The organism is Streptomyces sp. NPDC056452, from assembly GCF_042796085.1.
Taxonomy (GTDB): Bacteria; Actinomycetota; Actinomycetes; order Streptomycetales; family Streptomycetaceae; genus Streptomyces.
On sequence record NZ_JBHTRI010000029.1, the window covers coordinates 1 to 18,283 of the forward strand.

At 70.8% G+C, this 18,283-nt stretch carries 18 protein-coding genes; 11 read left to right on the top strand and 7 right to left on the bottom strand.

Annotated features, from left to right (window positions below; translation table 11 throughout):
• Window positions 1–62: 62 nt before the first annotated feature.
• From ACFQ6X_RS25785 to ACFQ6X_RS25795, 3 genes are all read right to left on the bottom strand, one after another.
• Window positions 63–1,253 (bottom strand): DUF5667 domain-containing protein, encoded by a 1,191-nt coding sequence (locus ACFQ6X_RS25785; protein ID WP_383184758.1) that lies wholly within the window; start codon window positions 1,251–1,253, stop codon window positions 63–65.
• A gap of 234 nt (window positions 1,254–1,487) precedes the next feature.
• A complete protein-coding gene (locus ACFQ6X_RS25790; protein ID WP_329209862.1) occupies window positions 1,488–2,264 on the bottom strand; it encodes an ECF subfamily RNA polymerase sigma factor, BldN family in 777 nt (258 codons plus the stop codon).
• 404 nt (window positions 2,265–2,668) lie between these two features.
• On the bottom strand, window positions 2,669–3,631 hold the full coding sequence (locus ACFQ6X_RS25795) for an HAD family hydrolase (protein WP_383184759.1): 963 nt from the start codon (window positions 3,629–3,631) through the stop codon (window positions 2,669–2,671).
• A gap of 126 nt (window positions 3,632–3,757) precedes the next feature.
• Here ACFQ6X_RS25795 and ACFQ6X_RS25800 point away from each other — a divergent pair, with 126 nt between their 5' ends.
• The 7 genes from ACFQ6X_RS25800 (at window position 3,758) to ACFQ6X_RS25830 (ending at window position 11,747) form a co-directional block, all read left to right on the top strand.
• Window positions 3,758–4,033, top strand: a complete 276-nt coding sequence (locus ACFQ6X_RS25800) for a glutaredoxin family protein (protein ID WP_383184760.1) — start codon at window positions 3,758–3,760, stop codon at window positions 4,031–4,033.
• 272 nt (window positions 4,034–4,305) lie between these two features.
• A complete protein-coding gene (locus ACFQ6X_RS25805; protein WP_383184761.1) occupies window positions 4,306–5,091 on the top strand; it encodes a redox-sensing transcriptional repressor Rex in 786 nt (261 codons plus the stop codon).
• Window positions 5,088–6,581, top strand: a complete 1,494-nt coding sequence (locus ACFQ6X_RS25810; protein ID WP_383184762.1) for a glutamyl-tRNA reductase — start codon at window positions 5,088–5,090, stop codon at window positions 6,579–6,581. The genes ACFQ6X_RS25805 and ACFQ6X_RS25810 overlap by 4 nt, the downstream gene beginning before the upstream one ends.
• Complete coding sequence (hemC, locus tag ACFQ6X_RS25815; RefSeq protein WP_383184763.1) at window positions 6,578–7,564, top strand: hydroxymethylbilane synthase; 987 nt, start codon at window positions 6,578–6,580, stop codon at window positions 7,562–7,564. The genes ACFQ6X_RS25810 and hemC overlap by 4 nt, the downstream gene beginning before the upstream one ends.
• Complete coding sequence (locus ACFQ6X_RS25820; RefSeq protein ID WP_356429709.1) at window positions 7,561–9,228, top strand: bifunctional uroporphyrinogen-III C-methyltransferase/uroporphyrinogen-III synthase; 1,668 nt, start codon at window positions 7,561–7,563, stop codon at window positions 9,226–9,228. The genes hemC and ACFQ6X_RS25820 overlap by 4 nt, the downstream gene beginning before the upstream one ends.
• Before the next feature lie 125 nt (window positions 9,229–9,353).
• On the top strand, window positions 9,354–10,349 hold the full coding sequence (gene hemB / locus ACFQ6X_RS25825) for a porphobilinogen synthase (RefSeq protein WP_383184765.1): 996 nt from the start codon (window positions 9,354–9,356) through the stop codon (window positions 10,347–10,349).
• Between the two features lie 81 nt (window positions 10,350–10,430).
• Window positions 10,431–11,747 (top strand): hypothetical protein, encoded by a 1,317-nt coding sequence (locus ACFQ6X_RS25830; protein ID WP_383184766.1) that lies wholly within the window; start codon window positions 10,431–10,433, stop codon window positions 11,745–11,747.
• A gap of 59 nt (window positions 11,748–11,806) precedes the next feature.
• On the opposite strand, the gene ACFQ6X_RS25835 is transcribed toward ACFQ6X_RS25830, so the two are convergent.
• Complete coding sequence (locus ACFQ6X_RS25835) at window positions 11,807–12,166, bottom strand: hypothetical protein (protein ID WP_383184767.1); 360 nt, start codon at window positions 12,164–12,166, stop codon at window positions 11,807–11,809.
• A 124-nt stretch (window positions 12,167–12,290) separates the two neighbouring features.
• Here ACFQ6X_RS25835 and ACFQ6X_RS25840 point away from each other — a divergent pair, with 124 nt between their 5' ends.
• Both ACFQ6X_RS25840 and ACFQ6X_RS25845 read left to right on the top strand, forming a co-directional pair.
• Window positions 12,291–12,611, top strand: a complete 321-nt coding sequence (locus tag ACFQ6X_RS25840; protein WP_383184769.1) for a hypothetical protein — start codon at window positions 12,291–12,293, stop codon at window positions 12,609–12,611.
• 197 nt (window positions 12,612–12,808) lie between these two features.
• A complete protein-coding gene (locus ACFQ6X_RS25845) occupies window positions 12,809–12,931 on the top strand; it encodes a hypothetical protein (RefSeq protein ID WP_383184770.1) in 123 nt (40 codons plus the stop codon).
• 36 nt (window positions 12,932–12,967) lie between these two features.
• On the opposite strand, the gene ACFQ6X_RS25850 is transcribed toward ACFQ6X_RS25845, so the two are convergent.
• Window positions 12,968–13,723 carry a DUF4253 domain-containing protein gene (locus ACFQ6X_RS25850; protein WP_383184772.1) on the bottom strand — a complete coding sequence of 252 codons (756 nt, stop codon included), beginning with the start codon at window positions 13,721–13,723 and terminating at the stop codon, window positions 12,968–12,970.
• Between the two features lie 90 nt (window positions 13,724–13,813).
• On the bottom strand, window positions 13,814–14,542 hold the full coding sequence (locus tag ACFQ6X_RS25855; protein WP_383184774.1) for a DUF4232 domain-containing protein: 729 nt from the start codon (window positions 14,540–14,542) through the stop codon (window positions 13,814–13,816).
• 378 nt (window positions 14,543–14,920) lie between these two features.
• Here ACFQ6X_RS25855 and ACFQ6X_RS25860 point away from each other — a divergent pair, with 378 nt between their 5' ends.
• Both ACFQ6X_RS25860 and ACFQ6X_RS25865 read left to right on the top strand, forming a co-directional pair.
• Window positions 14,921–16,234 carry a helix-turn-helix domain-containing protein gene (locus ACFQ6X_RS25860; RefSeq protein ID WP_383184776.1) on the top strand — a complete coding sequence of 438 codons (1,314 nt, stop codon included), beginning with the start codon at window positions 14,921–14,923 and terminating at the stop codon, window positions 16,232–16,234.
• A 57-nt stretch (window positions 16,235–16,291) separates the two neighbouring features.
• Window positions 16,292–17,485, top strand: coding sequence for a phosphatidylserine/phosphatidylglycerophosphate/cardiolipin synthase family protein (locus ACFQ6X_RS25865; RefSeq protein ID WP_383184777.1), 1,194 nt, complete (start codon window positions 16,292–16,294; stop codon window positions 17,483–17,485).
• Window positions 17,486–17,511: 26 nt separating this feature from the next.
• On the opposite strand, the gene ACFQ6X_RS25870 is transcribed toward ACFQ6X_RS25865, so the two are convergent.
• On the bottom strand, window positions 17,512–18,228 hold the full coding sequence (locus ACFQ6X_RS25870) for a 4'-phosphopantetheinyl transferase (RefSeq protein ID WP_383184778.1): 717 nt from the start codon (window positions 18,226–18,228) through the stop codon (window positions 17,512–17,514).
• Between the last annotated feature and the right edge of the window lie 55 nt (window positions 18,229–18,283).

Sequence of the window (18,283 nt, forward strand, 5' to 3'; positions counted from 1 at the left end):
TGTGAAGGGGGGCCGTCCGGATCCGGACGGCCCCCCTTCACATGCGTTCTTCCGCGCTTCGCCTACGGCTTGAGGTCCTCGCCGTCGATACCCAGGCCTGGGAGCAGGCCGGGGAGCAGCGGAGGCAGGGTCACATCCGGTGCTTCGGACGCGCCGTCCTCGCCGCCCGGGGACGACGGGGTGCCGTCGTCCGTCGGGAGGTCGTCGAGCAGGCCGTCCGTACCGCCGTTGATCAGGCCGTCGGCCGGAGTGCTGCCGGATCCGGACGGCTTGGGCGTGGTGCTGCCGGCCGGGCCGCCGTCCGGGGCCGTGGACGAGGGTGCCGGGCGGTCCGCGCCGGAGGGGCCGGTGCCGTCCGGGGATTCGGGCTGCGTCCCTTCCTCGCTCGTGCCCGGGGTACGGGGGAGCAGGGCCTGGAGCGGTGCGACCTCCTGGTCCATGGCGTCGAAGACGGAGCTGACCTTGTCGCCGATGTCGGTCAGTTGCACGGGCAGCCGGTCACGGAGACTGCTCCAGCTCGCGCGGTGCGAGCGGGAGAAGGAGTCCAGTGTCTGGATCGGCCCGATGGCGCCGTCCCGCTGGTAGGCGGAGTGGAGCAGCCGGTGTCCCTCGGTGGCGTCGTGGGTCATGCCGTTGAGCGTGCGTCTGACCTCCCCCAGGGACTCGTGGTCCATCTCGCCCGAGCGGGCCCGCTCCATGAGGCGGCGGGCTTCGCTGAGGCGGGTCGATGCCTGGTCGAGGTAGACCTCGCCCCGGTCGGCATCGCCGTTGGCCATGGTGAGATTGATGTCCTCCATGCCGCGCTTCAGCCCGTACAGGGAATCACCCGGCAGGGCGTCGGAACTGGCAGCGGCCACTCCGCCGAAAGCTCCTGCGGCCACACCGACGGTGAGTCCCCCCGCGGTGAGGCCCTTCGCCCAGCGGGAGCGAGGGCGCAATTTCCGGAGCGGGGAGGCCCGGTGGGCCCCCCTGCCCCGTTGTTCGGGCACGGTAGGGCCCGTGGACGCACCGCCCTCGGCGAACATGGTCTCCATGGCGGCGACGAGCTGGGCTCGCTGCACCACTTTGACCTCGGGATCCAATTGCGGCTTCGGTAGCTCACCGAGGCCGTTCGCCAGGGCCAACAGCGTTCCGTGGTCGGCCGGTTCGGCCGGTTCCTCGGGCTGTACGGCCGCCGCACCCTGGGGCGACTGCTCCTCCAGGGCCTGGGCGAAGGCGTTCGCCCGCCGGTGTGCCGAAACGTTTGCGATCACTGGCGGCACCTCCTCTCGTCATGACGGTCGACTCCCCTGAGCGTCCGGAAGGTTGCGCACCGGACGCGTTTCCACACGATCGAGCGAGTGGACTGCGGGTCGCGGTGCGACGACAGGGGGCCTGCATCCGGCACAACGAGTGGCGCGGCGTTTGGGTTACGGACGAAGGATGATCGGACCAGTGTGTCACGTACCCGTCACCCATGGTGTAGCGGTCCGTCACCCGTGGTGATCTCAACGGGCGTCGTCGGGCAGGAGTCGGGCGAGTGTTCGGACGGCGCGGTACTGCAGGGTTTTGATCGCGCCCTCGTTCTTGCCCATGACACGGGCCGTTTCGGCGACCGAGAGCCCTTGCAGGAAGCGGAGGGTGACGCACTCCTGCTGTTGAGGATTGAGTCGTCGCACGGCTTGCAGCAGTGCGGCGTTGGAGAGGGACTCCAGGACGGAGTCCTCGGGGCTGCGCGCGACCTCGTTCGCGTCGAGCATTTCGCCGGTGGTCACTTCCAGTCGGAAACGACTGGATTTGAAGTGGTCGGCGACCAGGTTCCGGGCGATCGTGACCAGCCAGGCACCGAAGTCGCGGCCCTGCCAGGTAAAGGTGGAGATGCGGCGGAGAGCGCGCAGGAACGTCTCGCTGGTGAGGTCCTCCGCTGTCGCCTTCCCTCCCACGCGGTAGTAGATGTACCGGTACACGGTGTCGCTGTACTGGTCGTACAGGCGGCCGAAGGCCTCGGCCTCACCGGCCTGTGCGCGCTCGACAAGATCCATCATGCGCGCGCTGTCGCTGTCGGCTGTGGGCCGGCGAACGGCTGACGTGGTCGTGGCGCCGCGGTTGCTGCGTCTTCCGACCGCCGCGCTGCGTTCGGCCAGCGCGTAGCAAGGGCCGGCAGGTGCAGGGGTGGCAAATGCGGGGACGGCGTACGCGGTGGGGACGAAGCCGCGCAAGTGGTCGAGGACCGTTGCGCGCAGCGTAGCCAGGCCCGAGGTGTCAACCCCGACGTGTGGGTACACGGGACTCCCAGAGGCAGAGCTTCCATCACGTGCAGTTCGAAAACCGTCACTCGTGGTAGCGGGTGGCGGGCTCCTTGTGCGTCTGAGGAGAATAACGCTTCGTACAGGCCGGGCTACACCCAGTTGCTCAAATCATCGATTCCGTCGCTTCTGTAACCTCTAAGTGACGGAGTAAGTCGCACATCGTGACCGCTTATTGATCGAAATGCTTCGTGATCTGCCTGCGGGCGCGACGGGTTGTGGTCGCTCGACGTCAATCCGACTGGCCGGAGGGGTGAGCGGGTGCGGGCGGCTCCGCCCTCCCGATTGGCCGTACGTCCCCGGGCGTGGCCCGCCGGCCCGCAGCCTCGGGGCATGGGCCGGCGGCGGCGCAGGTCAGTGGTGGAGGCGGGCCGGCGGAGGGGTCAGCGGCGGCGGCGGTGGAGCGCGACCGCGGCCGCGGTGCCACCGGCCAGGGCGCCCACACCGGCGGCGGCCGGGATGCCGACCTTGGCGGCCTTGCGGCCGGTGCGGTAGTCGCGCAGGCGCCAGTCCAGGGCGCGGGCGTGCTTGCGGAGCTTGGTGTCCGGGTTGATCGCGTACGGGTGGCCGACCAGCGACAGCATGGGGATGTCGTTGTGCGAGTCGCTGTACGCGGCGCAGCGGTCGAGGTCCAGGCCCTCGGCCGCAGCCAGTGCGCGTACCGCCTCGGCCTTGGCCGGGCCGTGCAGGGGTTCACCGACCAGGCGGCCGGTGTAGACGCCGTCCACCGATTCGGCGACGGTGCCCAGTGCGCCGGTCAGGCCGAGGCGGCGGGCGATGATCGTGGCGGTCTCCACCGGGGCGGCCGTGACCAGCCAGACCTTCTGCCCCGCGTCGAGGTGTGCCTGGGCGAGGGCGCGCGTGCCGGGCCAGATGCGGTCGGCCATGTACTCGTCGTAGATCTCCTCGCCGATGGACATCAGCTCGGCGACACGGTGGCCCTTGACGATGGACAGGGCGCTGTCGCGGGCGTCCTGCATGTGTTCGGGGTCCTCGACGCCGGCCAGCCTGAACCAGGCCTGCTGCCAGGCGAACCGTGTCAGTTCGCGGCGCTGGAAGAACTTCCGCTTGTAGAGGCCGCGGCCGAAGTGGAAGATCGCGGCGCCCTGCATCACGGTGTTGTCGAGGTCGAAGAAGGCGGCGGCCCGGTCGTCCCCGGCCACCGGGAACACGGGCTCCCCGTCGCCTTCGGCCGCGGTCAGCAGATCCGCGGCGTCTGCGGGGAGAAGGGACTCGTCGGCGGGAAGTGTCGACTTCCGCGCTGCCTCGGCTGCTGCCTCGCCTGCCAGCACGCTCCGTGCTGTCGCGGGGCGCCTGCGGGGGGTGAGCCATCCAAGAGCGGCCATGTCGTGAGCATAGCGATTCTGTTCGGTCCTTCCCGACCTGGCGGGATGCGACCGTGTGAACTCTCCGGGACCGCCGCGTTAAACGGGTGACCCCGGGAGTGGTGCGGAGCGGCGCAGAATGGAGGCATGAGTGCCTTGTTGCGGCGTACGAAGAAGAAGCCTGCCGACCGGGTGGTGACCCTCGTGGGGAAGCCCGGCTGTCACCTCTGTGACGATGCGCGACTCGTGGTGCGCGCCGTCTGTGAGGAGACCGGCGCGTCCTGGGTGGAGAAGGACATCACCGAGGACGAGGAGCTGTACAAGGAGTACTGGGAGCAGATTCCGGTGGTCCTGATCGATGACGAACAGCACACGTTCTGGCGGGTGGACCCGGCGAGGTTGCGCACGGCACTGGGTACCTAGACGAAACCCGGTTAACATCATGGGCGTTTTGAGTGGTCTCGGGGGCGTGGACATGAGGAGTGTGTACCGCTTTGCCCCCTTCGGGCCTGCAACGGGCTGATGCGGTCCCGGGTTCCGGGACCGCGCGAGGAATATGCGTGACCCCGGTCACTTTGACCAGACAAAACGGACACTATCTTTGTGCACGCGTTCACAAAGACATAGCCTGCATTCGACGGGGCGGTCTTGGGACATACGGCCGCCTGCAGCCCCGCTCATCCCGCAGGAGCACCGTGGCAACTGGCCGAACTCACCGACCGGCGACCCGTAGCCGAGGAATTCCCGAGGCCACCGTCGCCCGGCTTCCGCTGTACCTCCGCGCACTGACCGCGCTCTCCGAGCGCTCGGTGCCCACGGTCTCCTCCGAGGAGCTCGCCGCGGCGGCGGGGGTCAACTCCGCCAAGCTGCGCAAGGACTTCAGCTACCTGGGGTCCTACGGCACGCGTGGAGTCGGGTACGACGTCGAGTATCTCGTCTACCAGATCTCCCGTGAACTCGGGCTCACCCAGGACTGGCCGGTCGCCATCGTCGGTATCGGTAACCTCGGCGCCGCGCTCGCCAACTACGGCGGCTTCGCCTCCCGTGGTTTCCGGGTCGCCGCGCTGATCGACGCCGACCCGGCCATGGCGGGTACGCCCGTCGCCGGTATCGCCGTCCAGCACACCGACGACCTGGACCGGATCATCAGCGACAACGGTGTGTCCATCGGCGTCATCACCACCCCGCCCGGCGCGGCCCAGCAGGTCTGCGACCGGCTCGTCGCCGCGGGTGTGACCTCCATCCTGAACTTCGCGCCGACCGTGCTCTCCGTGCCCGAAGGCGTCGACGTGCGCAAGGTCGACCTCTCGATCGAGCTGCAGATCCTCGCCTTCCACGAGCAGCGCAAGGCCGGCGAGGGAGCCGCCGCCGAAGGCAACGCGGCCGCGGACGACGACGCCGACGAGGCGCCTCCGATGCGCGCCACTCCCGTGAGCCGGAAGGGACCCGACGGGGACATGCCCGCCGTGATGCCGGCATGAGCCTCCTTGTCGTAGGACTGAGCCACCGCAGCGCCCCCGTCTCCGTGCTGGAGCGGGCGTCGCTGTCGCCCGAGGCGCAGACGAAGCTGCTCCAGGACACCCTCGCCGCGGAACCCGCGACCGAGGGAGCGGTGCTTGCCACCTGCAACCGCATCGAGCTGTACGCGGACGTGGACAAGTTCCACGCGGGTGTCGCCGAGCTGTCCACGCTGCTCGCGCAGCACAGCGGCGTCGGCCTGGACGAGCTCACTCCCTATCTCTATGTGCACTACGAGGACCGCGCCGTCCACCACCTCTTCTCGGTGGCGTGCGGGCTGGACTCGATGGTCGTCGGCGAGGGCCAGATCCTCGGCCAGATCAAGGACGCGCTCGCGCTGGGCCAGGAGCTCCACACCGCGGGACGGCTGCTGAACGACCTGTTCCAGCAGGCGCTGCGGGTCGGTAAGCGCGCCCACAGCGAGACCGGGATCGACCGGGCCGGGCAGTCGCTCGTCACGTTCGGCCTCGAGCAGCTCGCGGACGGTACCGAGGTCACCGAATGGGCCGCGGGCAAGCGCGCCCTGGTGATCGGCGCGGGCTCGATGTCCTCCCTGGCCGCCGCGACCCTCGTCCGTACCGGTGTCGCCGAGATCGTCGTCGCCAACCGGACCCGGGGCCGTGCCGACCGGCTCGTCGAGATCCTCGCCCAGAGCGGCGGGGCGACGGCACGGGCTGTGGAGATGACCGCAGTGCCGGACGAACTGACACGTGCCGACGTGGTCGTCTCCTGTACCGGCGCGACCGGGCTCGTCCTGACCGCCGAGGCCGTCGCCGGGGCGCTCGGCGTCGACTTCGACACCGCCGCGGAGCCGTCCGCGGCCCGCGCCGCGGCCGCCCCCGCGGACCTGGACCAGCATGCCGCGTGGGTGGAGAACGGTTCCGCCACCGCCGCCGCGCAGGACCGGGCCGTGCGCCGGGTACCCGTGCAGGCCCCGGCCTCCGGGACCGCGCGGCTCGCCCTGCTCGACCTCGCCATGCCGAGGGACATCGACGGGGCGGCCCACCGCATCGACGGTGTGCGCCTCGTCGACATCGAGTCGCTCGCGGAGGCGTCCGCGGACGCCCCGATGGCCGCCGATGTGGACCAGGTGCGCACCATCGTCGCCGACGAGGTGGCTGCCTTCGGCGCCGCCCAGCGTGCCGCCCACATCACCCCGACCGTCGTCGCCCTGCGCACCATGGCCGCCGATGTGGTGGCCGGCGAGATCGCGCGGCTCGACGGACGCCTTCCCGACCTGGACGAGAAGCAGCGCGCCGAGATCACGCAGACCGTGCGCCGCGTCGTCGACAAGCTCCTGCACGCGCCCACCGTGCGGGTCAAGCAGCTCGCCAGCGAGCCCGGTGGCGCCGGGTACGCCGATGCGCTGCGCGAACTCTTCGACCTCGACCCGCAGACGGTGGCCGCCGTCTCCCGGGCAGACCTGAACGACCCGAATAGAGGGCGGTCATGACCGACAACTCACCCCTGGGTGGGGAGACCACGAAGCCGCTCCGGCTCGGCACCCGGCGCAGCAAGCTAGCCATGGCGCAGTCCGGCATGGTCGCTGATGCGGTCCGTGAGGTGACCGGGCGCGCCGTCGAGCTCGTCGAGATCACCACGTACGGAGACACGTCCCGGGAGCACCTGGCGCAGATCGGCGGGACCGGCGTGTTCGTCGTCGCGCTGCGCGAGGCGCTGCTGCGCGGCGAGGTGGACTTCGCCGTCCACTCGCTCAAGGACCTGCCGACCGCACAGCCGGAGGGCCTCGTCCTGGCCGCCGTACCGGAGCGCGAGGATCCGCGCGACGTACTGGTGGCCCGGGACGGGCTGACCTTCGCGCAACTGCCGTCCGGTGCCCGTATCGGCACCGGCTCGCCGCGCCGCATGGCGCAGCTCAACGCGTACGCCCGGTCGCACGGCCTCGACATCGAGACCGTGGCGATCCGGGGCAACGTCGATACGCGTATCGGTTTTGTACGAAGCGGGGAGCTGGACGCGGTGGTACTCGCCGCCGCAGGGCTCAGCCGCCTCGGCCGGACCGGTGAGGTGACCGACTTCCTGCCGGTCGACACCGTCCTGCCCGCTCCCGGTCAGGGAGCACTGGCGATCGAATGCGCTGCAACCAGCGCGGACCTCGCCGCGGCGCTCGCCGAGCTCGACGACCCGTACACCCGGGTCGCCGTGACCGCCGAGCGCGCCCTGCTCGCCGCCCTGGAGGCCGGCTGTTCCGCACCTGTGGGTGCGCTGGCCGACCTCCTGGTCGACGGGCAGACTGTCAACGAACTGCGCCTGCGCGGTGTCGTCGGTTCCACCGACGGCGCCTCCCTGGTGCAGCTGTCCATCACCGGTCCCGTCCCCACGTCGCACGACGACGCGGCGGCCCTCGGTCGCGAGCTCGCGGCCGAGATGCTCGCCAAGGGTGCGGCCGGTCTTATGGGGGAGCGAGCACTTTGAGCCCCAACGGCCCCGCCGCATCCGATTTTCCGGTCCTGTCCGCAGGGCACGTCACCTTCCTCGGCGCCGGTCCCGGCGACCCGGGACTGCTGACTCTGCGCGCCGTCGAGGCGCTCGCGAGCGCGGACGTCCTTGTGGCCGAACCCGACGTCCTCGACGTCGTTCGCTGCCATGCGCGGGCAGGGGTAAGCACCCCTGAGCTGACGGTTGTTGACATGTCGTCAACAGCCGTCGGGGTACCCGTTCTCAGGGACGCCGCCAATCTTGTCATGGAGGCCGCGAAGGGTGGCAGGCGGGTTGTCCGTGCCGTCGCCGGCGACCCCGGTCTGGACGGGAACACGGGCGTGGAGATGCTCGCCTGCGCCGCCGCGGGCGTGCCTTTCGAGGTCGTGCCGGGTGTGGCGAACGCCGTCGGCGTGTCCGCGTACGCCGGTGTGCCGCTGCGTGACGCGCAGGGCGCCGATGTGCGCTTCGTCGACGCCCGTACCGCCTCGGACCGCTGCTGGTCCGAGGTCGGCGCGAGCGATGCGACGGCCGTCGTGTCCACGTCGCTCGACTCGGTGGCCGCGGCCGCCGGGGAGCTGGTCTCGGCGGGCCGCAAGCCCGACACCCCGCTGACGGTGACGATCGCGGGAACGACGACGCGCCAGCGCACCTGGACGGCGACGCTCGGGACGATCGCCCAGGTCCTCAAGCAGGCCAAGGTCCTCCCCTCGCCGGACGGGCACCAGCCCGTCATAGCCGTGGTCGGGGAGCGAAGCTCTGCCGCCCAGCGTGACCAGCTGTCGTGGTTCGAGTCCAAGCCGCTGTTCGGCTGGAAGGTGCTCGTGCCGCGTACGAAGGAGCAGGCGGCGTCGCTCTCCGACCAGCTGCGTTCGTACGGTGCCGTACCGCACGAGGTCCCGACGATCGCCGTCGAGCCGCCGCGTACGCCCCAGCAGATGGAGCGTGCGGTCAAGGGTCTGGTCACCGGCCGGTACGAGTGGATCGCCTTCACCTCGGTGAACGCGGTGAAGGCCGTACGGGAGAAGTTCGAGGAGTACGGGCTCGATGCCCGTGCCTTCGCGGGGATCAAGGTCGCGGCCGTCGGCGAGCAGACTGCCGCCGCGCTGATCGACTTCGGTGTGAAGCCGGATCTGGTGCCCTCCGGCGAGCAGTCCGCCGCCGGTCTGCTGGAGGACTGGCCGCCGTACGACCCGGTCTTCGACCCGATCGACCGGGTGTTCCTGCCGCGTGCCGACATCGCCACGGAGACGCTGGTGGCCGGGCTGATCGAGCTCGGCTGGGAGGTCGACGACGTCACCGCGTACCGCACGGTCCGCGCTTCGCCGCCGCCGGCCGACACCCGTGAGGCGATCAAGGGCGGCGGCTTCGACGCGGTGCTCTTCACCTCGTCCTCGACGGTCCGCAACCTGGTCGGTATCGCGGGCAAGCCGCACAACGTGACGGTGATCGCGTGCATCGGTCCCGCCACGGCGAAGACCGCCGAGGAGCACGGCCTGCGGGTCGACGTCCTGTCTCCGGAGCCGTCGGTCCACAAGCTGGCCCAGGCGCTGGCGGACTTCGGCGCGCAGCGCCGGGACGCGGCAAAGGAGGCCGGTGACCCGGTGACGCGTCCGAGCGAGCGGCGCCCGGGTGCGAGACGCCGTCGGACGACCACCTGAGTATCGGTACCGGATGTGCGGGCCCGGCTGCTTCCTCGTGAAGCGGCCGGGCCCTTTTTCGTGGGTCCGTTTTTCCGGCTCGGCTGTCGGTAAACCGGTGATGTGTGCGGGTCTAGTCTCGGAGGATGACCGATTACGGAAACTTCCCCGGCTCGCGGCCCCGGCGGCTGCGGACGACGCCCGTCATGCGGCGCATGGTCGCCGAGACCCGGCTGGACCCCGCGAATCTGATCCTTCCCGCGTTCGTGCGCGAGGGCATCGACGCCCCGGTTGCCATCTCGGCCATGCCAGGCGTGCAGCAGCACACCCTGGACACCCTGCGGAAGGCCGCGGTCGACGCGGTCGCGGCCGGTGTCTCCGGGATCATGCTCTTCGGTGTCCCGCTGGACGAGAAGAAGGACGCCCGCGGCACCGCGGGCACCGACCCGGACGGCATCCTCCAGGTCGCTCTGCGGGCGGTGCGGGAAGAGGTGGGCGACGACCTCGTGGTCATGTCCGACCTCTGCCTGGACGAGTACACCGACCACGGCCACTGCGGCGTGCTGACCGAGGACGGCCGCGTCGACAACGACGCCACGCTGGAGCGGTACGCCGAGATGGCCCAGGTGCAGGCGGACGCGGGCGCCCATGTGGTGGGTCCCAGCGGCATGATGGACGGCCAGGTCGGAGTGGTCCGCGACGCGCTGGACCAGACCGGGTACGAGGACGTGTCGATCCTCGCCTACACCGCGAAGTACTCCTCCGCGTTCTACGGGCCGTTCCGTGAGGCGGTGGGCTCCTCGCTCAAGGGTGACCGTAAGACGTACCAGCAGGACCCGGCGAACATCCGTGAGTCGATGCGCGAGCTGGCGCTCGACCTGGAGGAGGGCGCCGACATGGTCATGGTCAAGCCCGCCGGACCGTACCTGGACGTCCTCGCGAGGGTCGCCGACGCGGTGGACGTGCCGGTGGCCGCGTACCAGATCAGCGGTGAGTACGCGATGATCGAGGCCGCCGCGGAGAAGGGCTGGATCGACCGGGACGCGGCGATCCTGGAGAGCCTGACGGGGATCCGGCGTGCGGGTGCGCAGATGATCCTGACGTACTGGGCGACGGAGGTCGCGCAGCGGCTGCGGCGCTGACCCGGTCCCGTGCCGGGGCGGAACCCTCGCCGGTGATCAATTCGGTTGAGGGTGCCCCCGGTTACGGGGAGGATCGCCCGCATGTTCTCGCGCAGGAATCGCCGTCCCACGTCCCCCGAACTGGCCGAGGCCCGGGCCTGCCTCGACGGAGGTGACGTCCCGGGTGCGCTGCGCAGGCTGCGGCAGGCACCCTCGGCGCCGCTGGAGGAGGTCGCGACCGTGGTCGGCCGGGCCGCCGAGGCGGCCGGGTTCGACGACCTCCGCAAGGCCGCGACGGCTCTGGCCGCGAACCCCGGCCGGGTGCGCCCGCTCTACGACTACGGGTACGCCTGCGTCGAACGCGGTGTGTCCTACCTGGCGATACCCGCGCTGCAGGAGGCGCTGCGCCTGGCGCCGGGTTCCTCCGGCATGCTGCGTGAGCTGGTCTCCGCGTACGAGGACGAGGGCCGGCACCGTGATGCCGTCGACGCACTGCTCGCGCAGGAGGACGGCCTCGGTGACTGGCCCGATCGCTATCTCCTGGTCTTCAACGCCGTTCTGGCAGGTGACCTGGAGCTGGCCCGCCGTCAGCACGCGCGTCTGCCCGCCCCTGCCGACGACACCTGGCGGGGTGCGTGGGACCGGCAGAACCGTGTCCTGGGGCGTGCCGCGACCGCCGGGCCGGTGAGCCCGCTGGACCACTCGGACCTCCGCGGCTGGCAGTACGTCATGGGCGGCACCATGCTGGGCACGCTGTCCCCGCACGGGTACGACGCGGGGATGACCGGCCGGTACGCGTGGTTCCAGGACTCCCACGACCAGTGCCTGCAGGGCTTGTTGCGGTTGAAGTCGGTGCTCGCAGCAGCCGGGGTACGGCCTCGTTCGGTGTCCCTGCTGCCGGACCGGGGGAGCCGCATCCTGGGTCTGGCCGCCGCCGGGGTACTGGGCCTCCCGGCGGAGCCATTCGAGGCCGGACGGGAGGACACCGTCGTGATCGCCTACGACCTCAACGACACCGCGGGAGTGGACCAGGGCCCCGAACTGCTCGGGCAGCTCTTCAGCCGGGTGCCGGGGCAGGTGCTGCACGAGCACGCGAGCTGCTGGACCGACCCGCCCGTCGTCTCCGCCGACAGCGTCTCGCTGCTCCACCAGTCGGTCGTGCCTCCGTGGGGGGAGGTCCTTCGGCTGGGCGACGACGGCGCAGCGGAGCGCGGGGAGGCCGACGGGAGGCCGGAGGCGGAGATCGCCGCGGACATCGTGGGGGCCGATCCGACGCCCGACGGTGGGGACGGGTCGGCGCCCGCCGATCCCGTCGAGAAGCTCACGGACTTCGTCTCGGCCGTGCGCGCCACGTGGCTCCAGGGCGATCGGGCCCGACTGCGGTCACCGGGTCCCGTGGCCAGTTCACGGTTCCTCTGAGGTCCGGACGCCTGCCCGGTGTTCGGACCTCAGGCTCCGAGCGCCTTGAGCGCATCGCGTCAGGGCCAGTCGACGAGGGCCACGAACGCGATGAAGGCGCAGAGCACGACGGCAGGCGCGGTCATCGCGAGCACCACGCGGTTCGCCGCATGCCGTCGGTGCCACGGCAGGGCCCAGCTCGCCACCAGAACGGCCAGGGCGAGTACGAGTCCCGTGCACAGCACCGCCCATCCGGAGTCGAAGCTGCGGGTGAACCGGTCTTCCTGGGCGCCTTCGCACGAGTCGCAGGCCATGGGGGAGAGTCCGCCGAAGAACAGGGCGAGAGCGGCTCCCGGCAGAGTGACGACCGTGGAGACCAGAGGAGCTGTCCAGGCCTTCGGGGCGCGGGTGCCGAGCGGATCGGGCGTGTCATCGGGCATGCACCCGATTCAACGCGGCAGCCGGCCCCGGCACATGAGTGCTCCTACTCAAGGCCGGCCCGTGCGCGGGACGCACTACCGGGCCCTCTCGACGGGACGGCGGCCACGCCCCATCATGACTGTCATGGCCACGACACGACTGGGTCCTGCCCTGTCCCTGACCGCTGCCCTTGTCCTTGCCCTGATCTCCACCGGATCCGCGCACGCGGATCCGACGGTGCCGGATCACGCCGTCATCGTCTGCGACAGCGCCAGCTTCTACGCGAACTACGACAGTTCCTCCGGACCGGCCGGACTCAAACGGACCCTGCTGCGCGGTGACAAGGTCGGACACACCCGCGGCGCCCACCCCGTCTACAACGGATGGGCGGCCACCTTCGACTTCGGCCCCAACGACTGGGGCTTCGTCAGGCAGGAATGCCTGGGTGGCTTCGGATCCTGGTGACCCCACACCTCACACCCGCGAAGGACCGCCCATGACCCGCACCAGCAGGCGCACCACCCTCGTCCTGGCCCTGACCGCCGCGACGGCCGTCCTGACCGTCAATCCCGCCACCGCCGCGAACGGCACCGTGGGGCAACGTGAAACCGTCTGCGCCCAGGACCTCTTCGTCCGGGTCACCGCCCCCCCACGGGGCCTGGATGGGCACGCTGTACCGCGGGCAGACCTTCCTCGTCGAGGAAGCCGGCGGGGACTGGGTCTACGGCTTCGCCTACGGCGACATCAACCGCCGGGGCTGGGTCCAGAACGGCTGGTTCTGCTGACCCGCCGCCCCTGGTCCCCGATATGCGGAACGTGCTTCAGTCCCACCAGAACGACCACGTCTCCTGACCCAGGAGGTACTTCTCGGCGTAGGCGTCCAGGCCGTTCGGAGGGGCCGCGTCGATGTTGTCCGGGCAGAACGCGAAGTGCTCGGCTGCCAGCGCCCTGGCCTCCGCAGGAGTCGTGGGAGGCCGTCCCACGGACACGGTCAGGGTGTCGAAGCCGAGCACCACGACCCGGATGTCGAAGCGGTCCTCCCAGGAGCGCAGCACCGCGCAGAGCCGGGCCACGTCGTTCTCGTAGTTGAGCGGGCCCGACCAGCCGATCGCCGCTGGTATGTCCGCGCTGCGCCGGGCGGGCACGAGCGCCGTCCGCGCGCCCTCCGTGAGCTGGTCCGCTATCTCGGCGGCCAGTTCGTCGGGGGTCTCGGACGCGCTCGCGGACGGGGTGGGCGCCAGGCCCGGCCACTCCGCCCCGTCCTCCAGTTCGTCGGAGGCGTACTCCTCCCAGAACTCGCCGAGGACGTCCTCCGCGTCGTGGTCTCCCGGATACGAGGTCCGGGCCGGGTTGAGGTCCCAGTCCTCGGGCCACTGGGCGCGGCGCCCGCCGTCCACCAGCACCGGGAGCAGGCCGAGCGGCCTGCCGGTCGCCCGCAGCCGGGCCCAGTCGCCCGGCTGCGCCGGCTCGTCGGCGTACCAGAGCAGGGGCTCGTGCCAGGGGTCGTCGATCGTGGTGTCCACGAGTGTGCCCGGCGGAAGGTCCAGCAGGGGCAGGGGATTCGGGAGCGTCGCCATGCAGGTGACTCTAGGATCCGCCACTGACAACGCCCCGTTCGGCTCCGGGTGGCACCCGGCGGGGGTGCCACCCGTGCGCCCTCGGCGCGGTCAGTACATGAGGGCGTCGTCCAGGCCCGTCTGCCAGTACGTGACGGCCAGCGTGCTGTCGACGAAGACGGCCTTGGTGAGCGGTACGTCAGAGGACGGGCCGCTGGAGCCGGAACCTTCGCGACCCTGGAAACTGACCGTCAGTTCCTTGGTGGAGTAGCCGCCCGTGCCGCTTCCGTCGGCGGACGCGGTCATGACGCCGGCGTAGGCGGACTCTCCGGGGCCGAGAGTGACGACGGCCTGCGGCTTGCTCTCCTCGAAGGTCCGCGGGACGGCCTGCGCCTCGCCGAACTTCAGGAACGGGTAGTAGTAGGCGTTGCAGGCCTTCGAGCCGGTGTTCGTCACGGTGAGAAGCATGTGGTTGACGGGCCGGGGCACGGCCGTGAGCGTCACCTTGGAGTTGCCGCCGTCGCAGGCGAGGGTGACAGGTCCGTTGTCGTCGCCCGTGTCCTGCGGCTGCTTCGCGGCGGGCTCGGTGTCGGTCGAACCGGAACCCGAACCGGACTCCGCACCCGAGCCGTCGGTCCCCTTGTCCTTGCCGTTGCCCTTGTCCGCAGGCGCCTTCGTGCTGTCCGAAGGCTGCTCGGACGGGGAGGCGGTCGCCGGGGTGGAGGTGTCCGCTGCTGCCTGGCCGTCCTCCTGACAGGCGGTCAGCGACAGCGCGGCCAGCAGTGCGGCGGTGCCGAGGGCGGAGGAGCGGGCGGTGCGACGGAAGTTACGGTTGCGCATGAGGTGGTTCTCCCCGTTCAGAAGGTCTGTCGTGTCCGGGCGCCGCTCGGGGCACGCCGGGTGGTACTGGCGGTGCTGGAGAATGACGTGTGGTCAGAGGTGCCACAGGAGTGTGATGACGGTCGCCGTGGCGGCGATCAGTACCCCTGCGGCGACCGCGTCGGTCAGGCTCGGTTCGAAGCGGGTACGCACTGCGTCTCCCGGTGTGGACGAAGGTCGGTCCGGCGGTGTGTCCACATCTTGTGCGGGGCCTGATCCCGGTGGCAACGGCTGCCGGGTGGTTCGGGACGTTGGAACGGTTGAATGCCCTCTGGCCTGGGGGAACGAGGCCTCCCTGGAACGCGGTTCCGGGATGGATCAGTGGGAGGAACGGTCGGCGTGGGTACGGAGATCCAAGATTTCGCGGCAGAGCTCAGTGGCCTCAAGGAGCGTTCCGGGCTGAGCTACGGAGCACTCGCCCAGAAGCTGCACATGAGCACGTCGACAGTTCACCGGTACTGCAACGGCGACGCCGTTCCACAGGACTACGCGCCGGTCGAACGCTTCGCCCGGGTGTGCCGGGCGTCGGCGGACGAGCTGGTCGGTCTGCACCGGAAGTGGATCCTGGCCGACGACGCGAAGCGGCGGGGGGCGCGGAAGGCGGAGGCGGCCGGCACGGCGGAGCCCCGCCCCGCTCCGCAGGAGAGCGCGGAACCGGAATCAGGACCGGAGGCCGAGGACGTGACGCCACCCGAGGCGTCCGGCACCACCACCCCCGCCCCCGGCCGGCGGCCGTCCCGGCGGCTGCGCGTCCTGCTCGCGGCGACCGCCGTCGTCGCGCTCACCGTGCCCGCCGCCCTGGCGTTCCGTGGCCTCACGGACGGCGACGCGGGCGACGGCAAAGGCACCGAGGCGGCCACCGGAACGGCCCCGGTCACGCCGCGGGGCAGCGGGAGCGGCACAGGCACGGGCAGCGCGTCCGCGACGCCGAGCGGGAAGGCCTCTCCGTCGGCCGGAGGCAGCGCCACCGCCTCTGCCTCCGCTCCTCCCGGTTCACCGGCGCGGCAGGGCGGCGGGGCGGAGGACCGCGGTGCCCCTGTGAGCGCCGTCATCAGCTCGTACAACTGGGAGTCGCCCTGCGGGCAGTACTACCTGCTCGACAGTGAGCCGGGCACCGTGCCACCGCCGCCGACCGACCCCCAGGAAGCCCGCAGCTGGGCGAGGGCCCTCGGTGGTGTGGACGGGGGCGACATGATGCTCGAACTGACCCTCCAGGGGGCATCGAAGGAAGCGGTGGTGCTCAAGGGGCTGCACGTGCGGGTCGTGGGGCGCGAACCGGCGCTCGCCTGGACCGCGTACTCGATGGGGGAGGGCTGCGGGAGCGGTATCACCCCGCAGTCCTTCGACATCGACCTGGACGACGGCCAACCCTGGACGCAGCCGGTCGCGGGGCAGGACGGCGGGTCCGTCGTCCCGGCGAAGGACTTCCCGTACCGGGTGAGCTCCACCGACGTGGAGGTGTTCAACCTCGACGCGCATGTGGAGGGACACGATGTGACCTGGTACCTGGAGCTGGAGTGGAGCAGCGGCAGCCGGAGCGGGTCCCTGCGCATCGACGACAACGGCAAGCCGTTCCGTACGAGCAGCATCACGGGGCGGCCGGAGTACCGCTACCGGGCGGATACGGCCCAGTGGGTGGTGCCTGACCACTGATCCGGGCGCGGAGTACAGTCGGCGGGTCCCCGCCCCCTCGATTCGGTCAGGTGTTCCATGTCCACCGATACAGACGACAGACCTGCCACCGGGTACCCGGAGCGCATCCTGCGGCTGCGGCGACGGCTGGAGCGGCTGATCGGCATCGCCGCCACCGAGGGCAATGCCCTCGTCCCCCTCCACAACGGCGACGAGATATTCGCCGCGATGCTGGGCGCGATACGTGATGCTGAGCACACCGTGGACATGATGACGTTCGTGTACTGGCGCGGTGACATAGCCCGTGACTTCGCGGAGGCGCTGTCGGAGCGTGCCCGCGCCGGAGTGCGGGTGCGGCTGCTCCTGGACGGCTTCGGCAGCCGGCTCATCGAGAAGGACCAGCTGGCGATGATGGACGAGGCAGGGGTGGAGGTGGCCTGGTTCCGCAAGCCGCTGTACCTGTCGCCGCTCAAGCAGAACCACCGCTGCCACCGCAAGGTCCTCGTGACGGACGAGGAGACGGCGTTCACCGGTGGCGTCGGCATCGCGGAGGAGTGGTGCGGCGACGCCCGTAACGAGCGCGAGTGGCGCGACACCCATGTACAGCTGCGCGGCCCCGCGGTGGACGGTCTCGCCGCCGCGTTCGCCCAGAACTGGGCGGAGTGCCACGACGAGCTGTTCACCGAGCGCGACCGCTTCGTGGAGCTCCGGCCGCAGGGCGACGCGATCGTGCAGGTGGTGCGGGGTTCGGCCAGCTTCGGCTGGCAGGACATGCAGACCCTGCTCCGGGTCGTCCTGGAGTCCGCCGAGGAGCGGGTGCGGCTCACCACGGCGTACTTCGCGCCCGACACGTACTTCGTCGAGCTGCTCTGCGCCGCGGCGGCGCGGGGCGTCACCGTGGAGATCCTGCTGCCCGGACCGCACACGGACAAGCGGGTCTGCCAGCTGGCGGGCCAGCACCACTACGAGGATCTCGTCGCCTGCGGTGTGAAGATCTACCAGTACCAGCCGACGATGATGCACACCAAAGCGGTGACCGTGGACCGGGTCGCCTCGCTGATCGGCTCGACCAACTTCAACCGCCGCTCGCTGGACCACGACGAGGAAGTGATGCTCGCCGTCCTGGACCCGGCGTTCACCGCGACTCTGGACAAGCACTTCGAGGACGACCGCGCCGACAGCGTGCTGATCGACGGCACCCGGTGGAGGCGCCGCTCACCGGTGCAGCGGATTCGGGAAGCGGCGGTCCTGCCGATCCGCCGCTGGCTGTGAACTGAGGCGCCTCGGCGCCGGAGTGGTTACGCCGTGCCGGTTTTGCCGCGCGGGGGGACGGTGACGACGGTGAGCGCGAGGCCGCCGCGTACCTGCCAGCGGCCGTCGAAGCCGGTGAGCGGGGGGCCGGCCGTCGTGGTGCCCGGGACGAGCAGGGTGGCTGCGAAGGTGCCGTCCGGGCGCAGGGTGATGTGCGCGTCCTGGAAACCGAGCCAGCGGCCGGTGAGCGGGGACCAGGCCTTGTAGACGGACTCCTTGGCGCTGAACAGCAGCCTGTCCCAGGGGATTCCCGGCCGGTGGGCGGCCAGTTCGCGCAGCGCGGTGCGTTCGGCGGGGAGGGTGACGAGGTTCAGCGATCCCTCGTCGCTCAGTGGTTCGGCCGGTTCGGCGTCGATGCCGAGGGAGGCCAGCGTCGTGTTCTCGGCGACGGCAGCCGCCCGGTATCCGTCGCAGTGCGTGAGGCTGCCGACCATGCCGTCGGGCCAGCGCGGCGCGCCCCCGGTGCCCGGGAGGATCGGTGCGGGAGGCAAGCCATAACTGGCCAGAGCGGTGCGGGCACAGTGGCGGACCGTGGTGAATTCGTGCTTCCGCTTGGCCACGGCCCTGGCCACCAGGGCCTCCTCCTCGGGGAACAGGAAGGGGTCGGGGCTGTCGAGGAAGGTGTCGACGGCGGTGACCAGCGGGGGAAGCAGCGGGGCCAGTAGGCCCGCGAGAGCAGGACCACCGGTCGGAAGCAAGGTCATGAACGGTCACGGTACCGGGCTCCGGCGCGCGCCCTCGAGCGGCGCTGGATGCCGT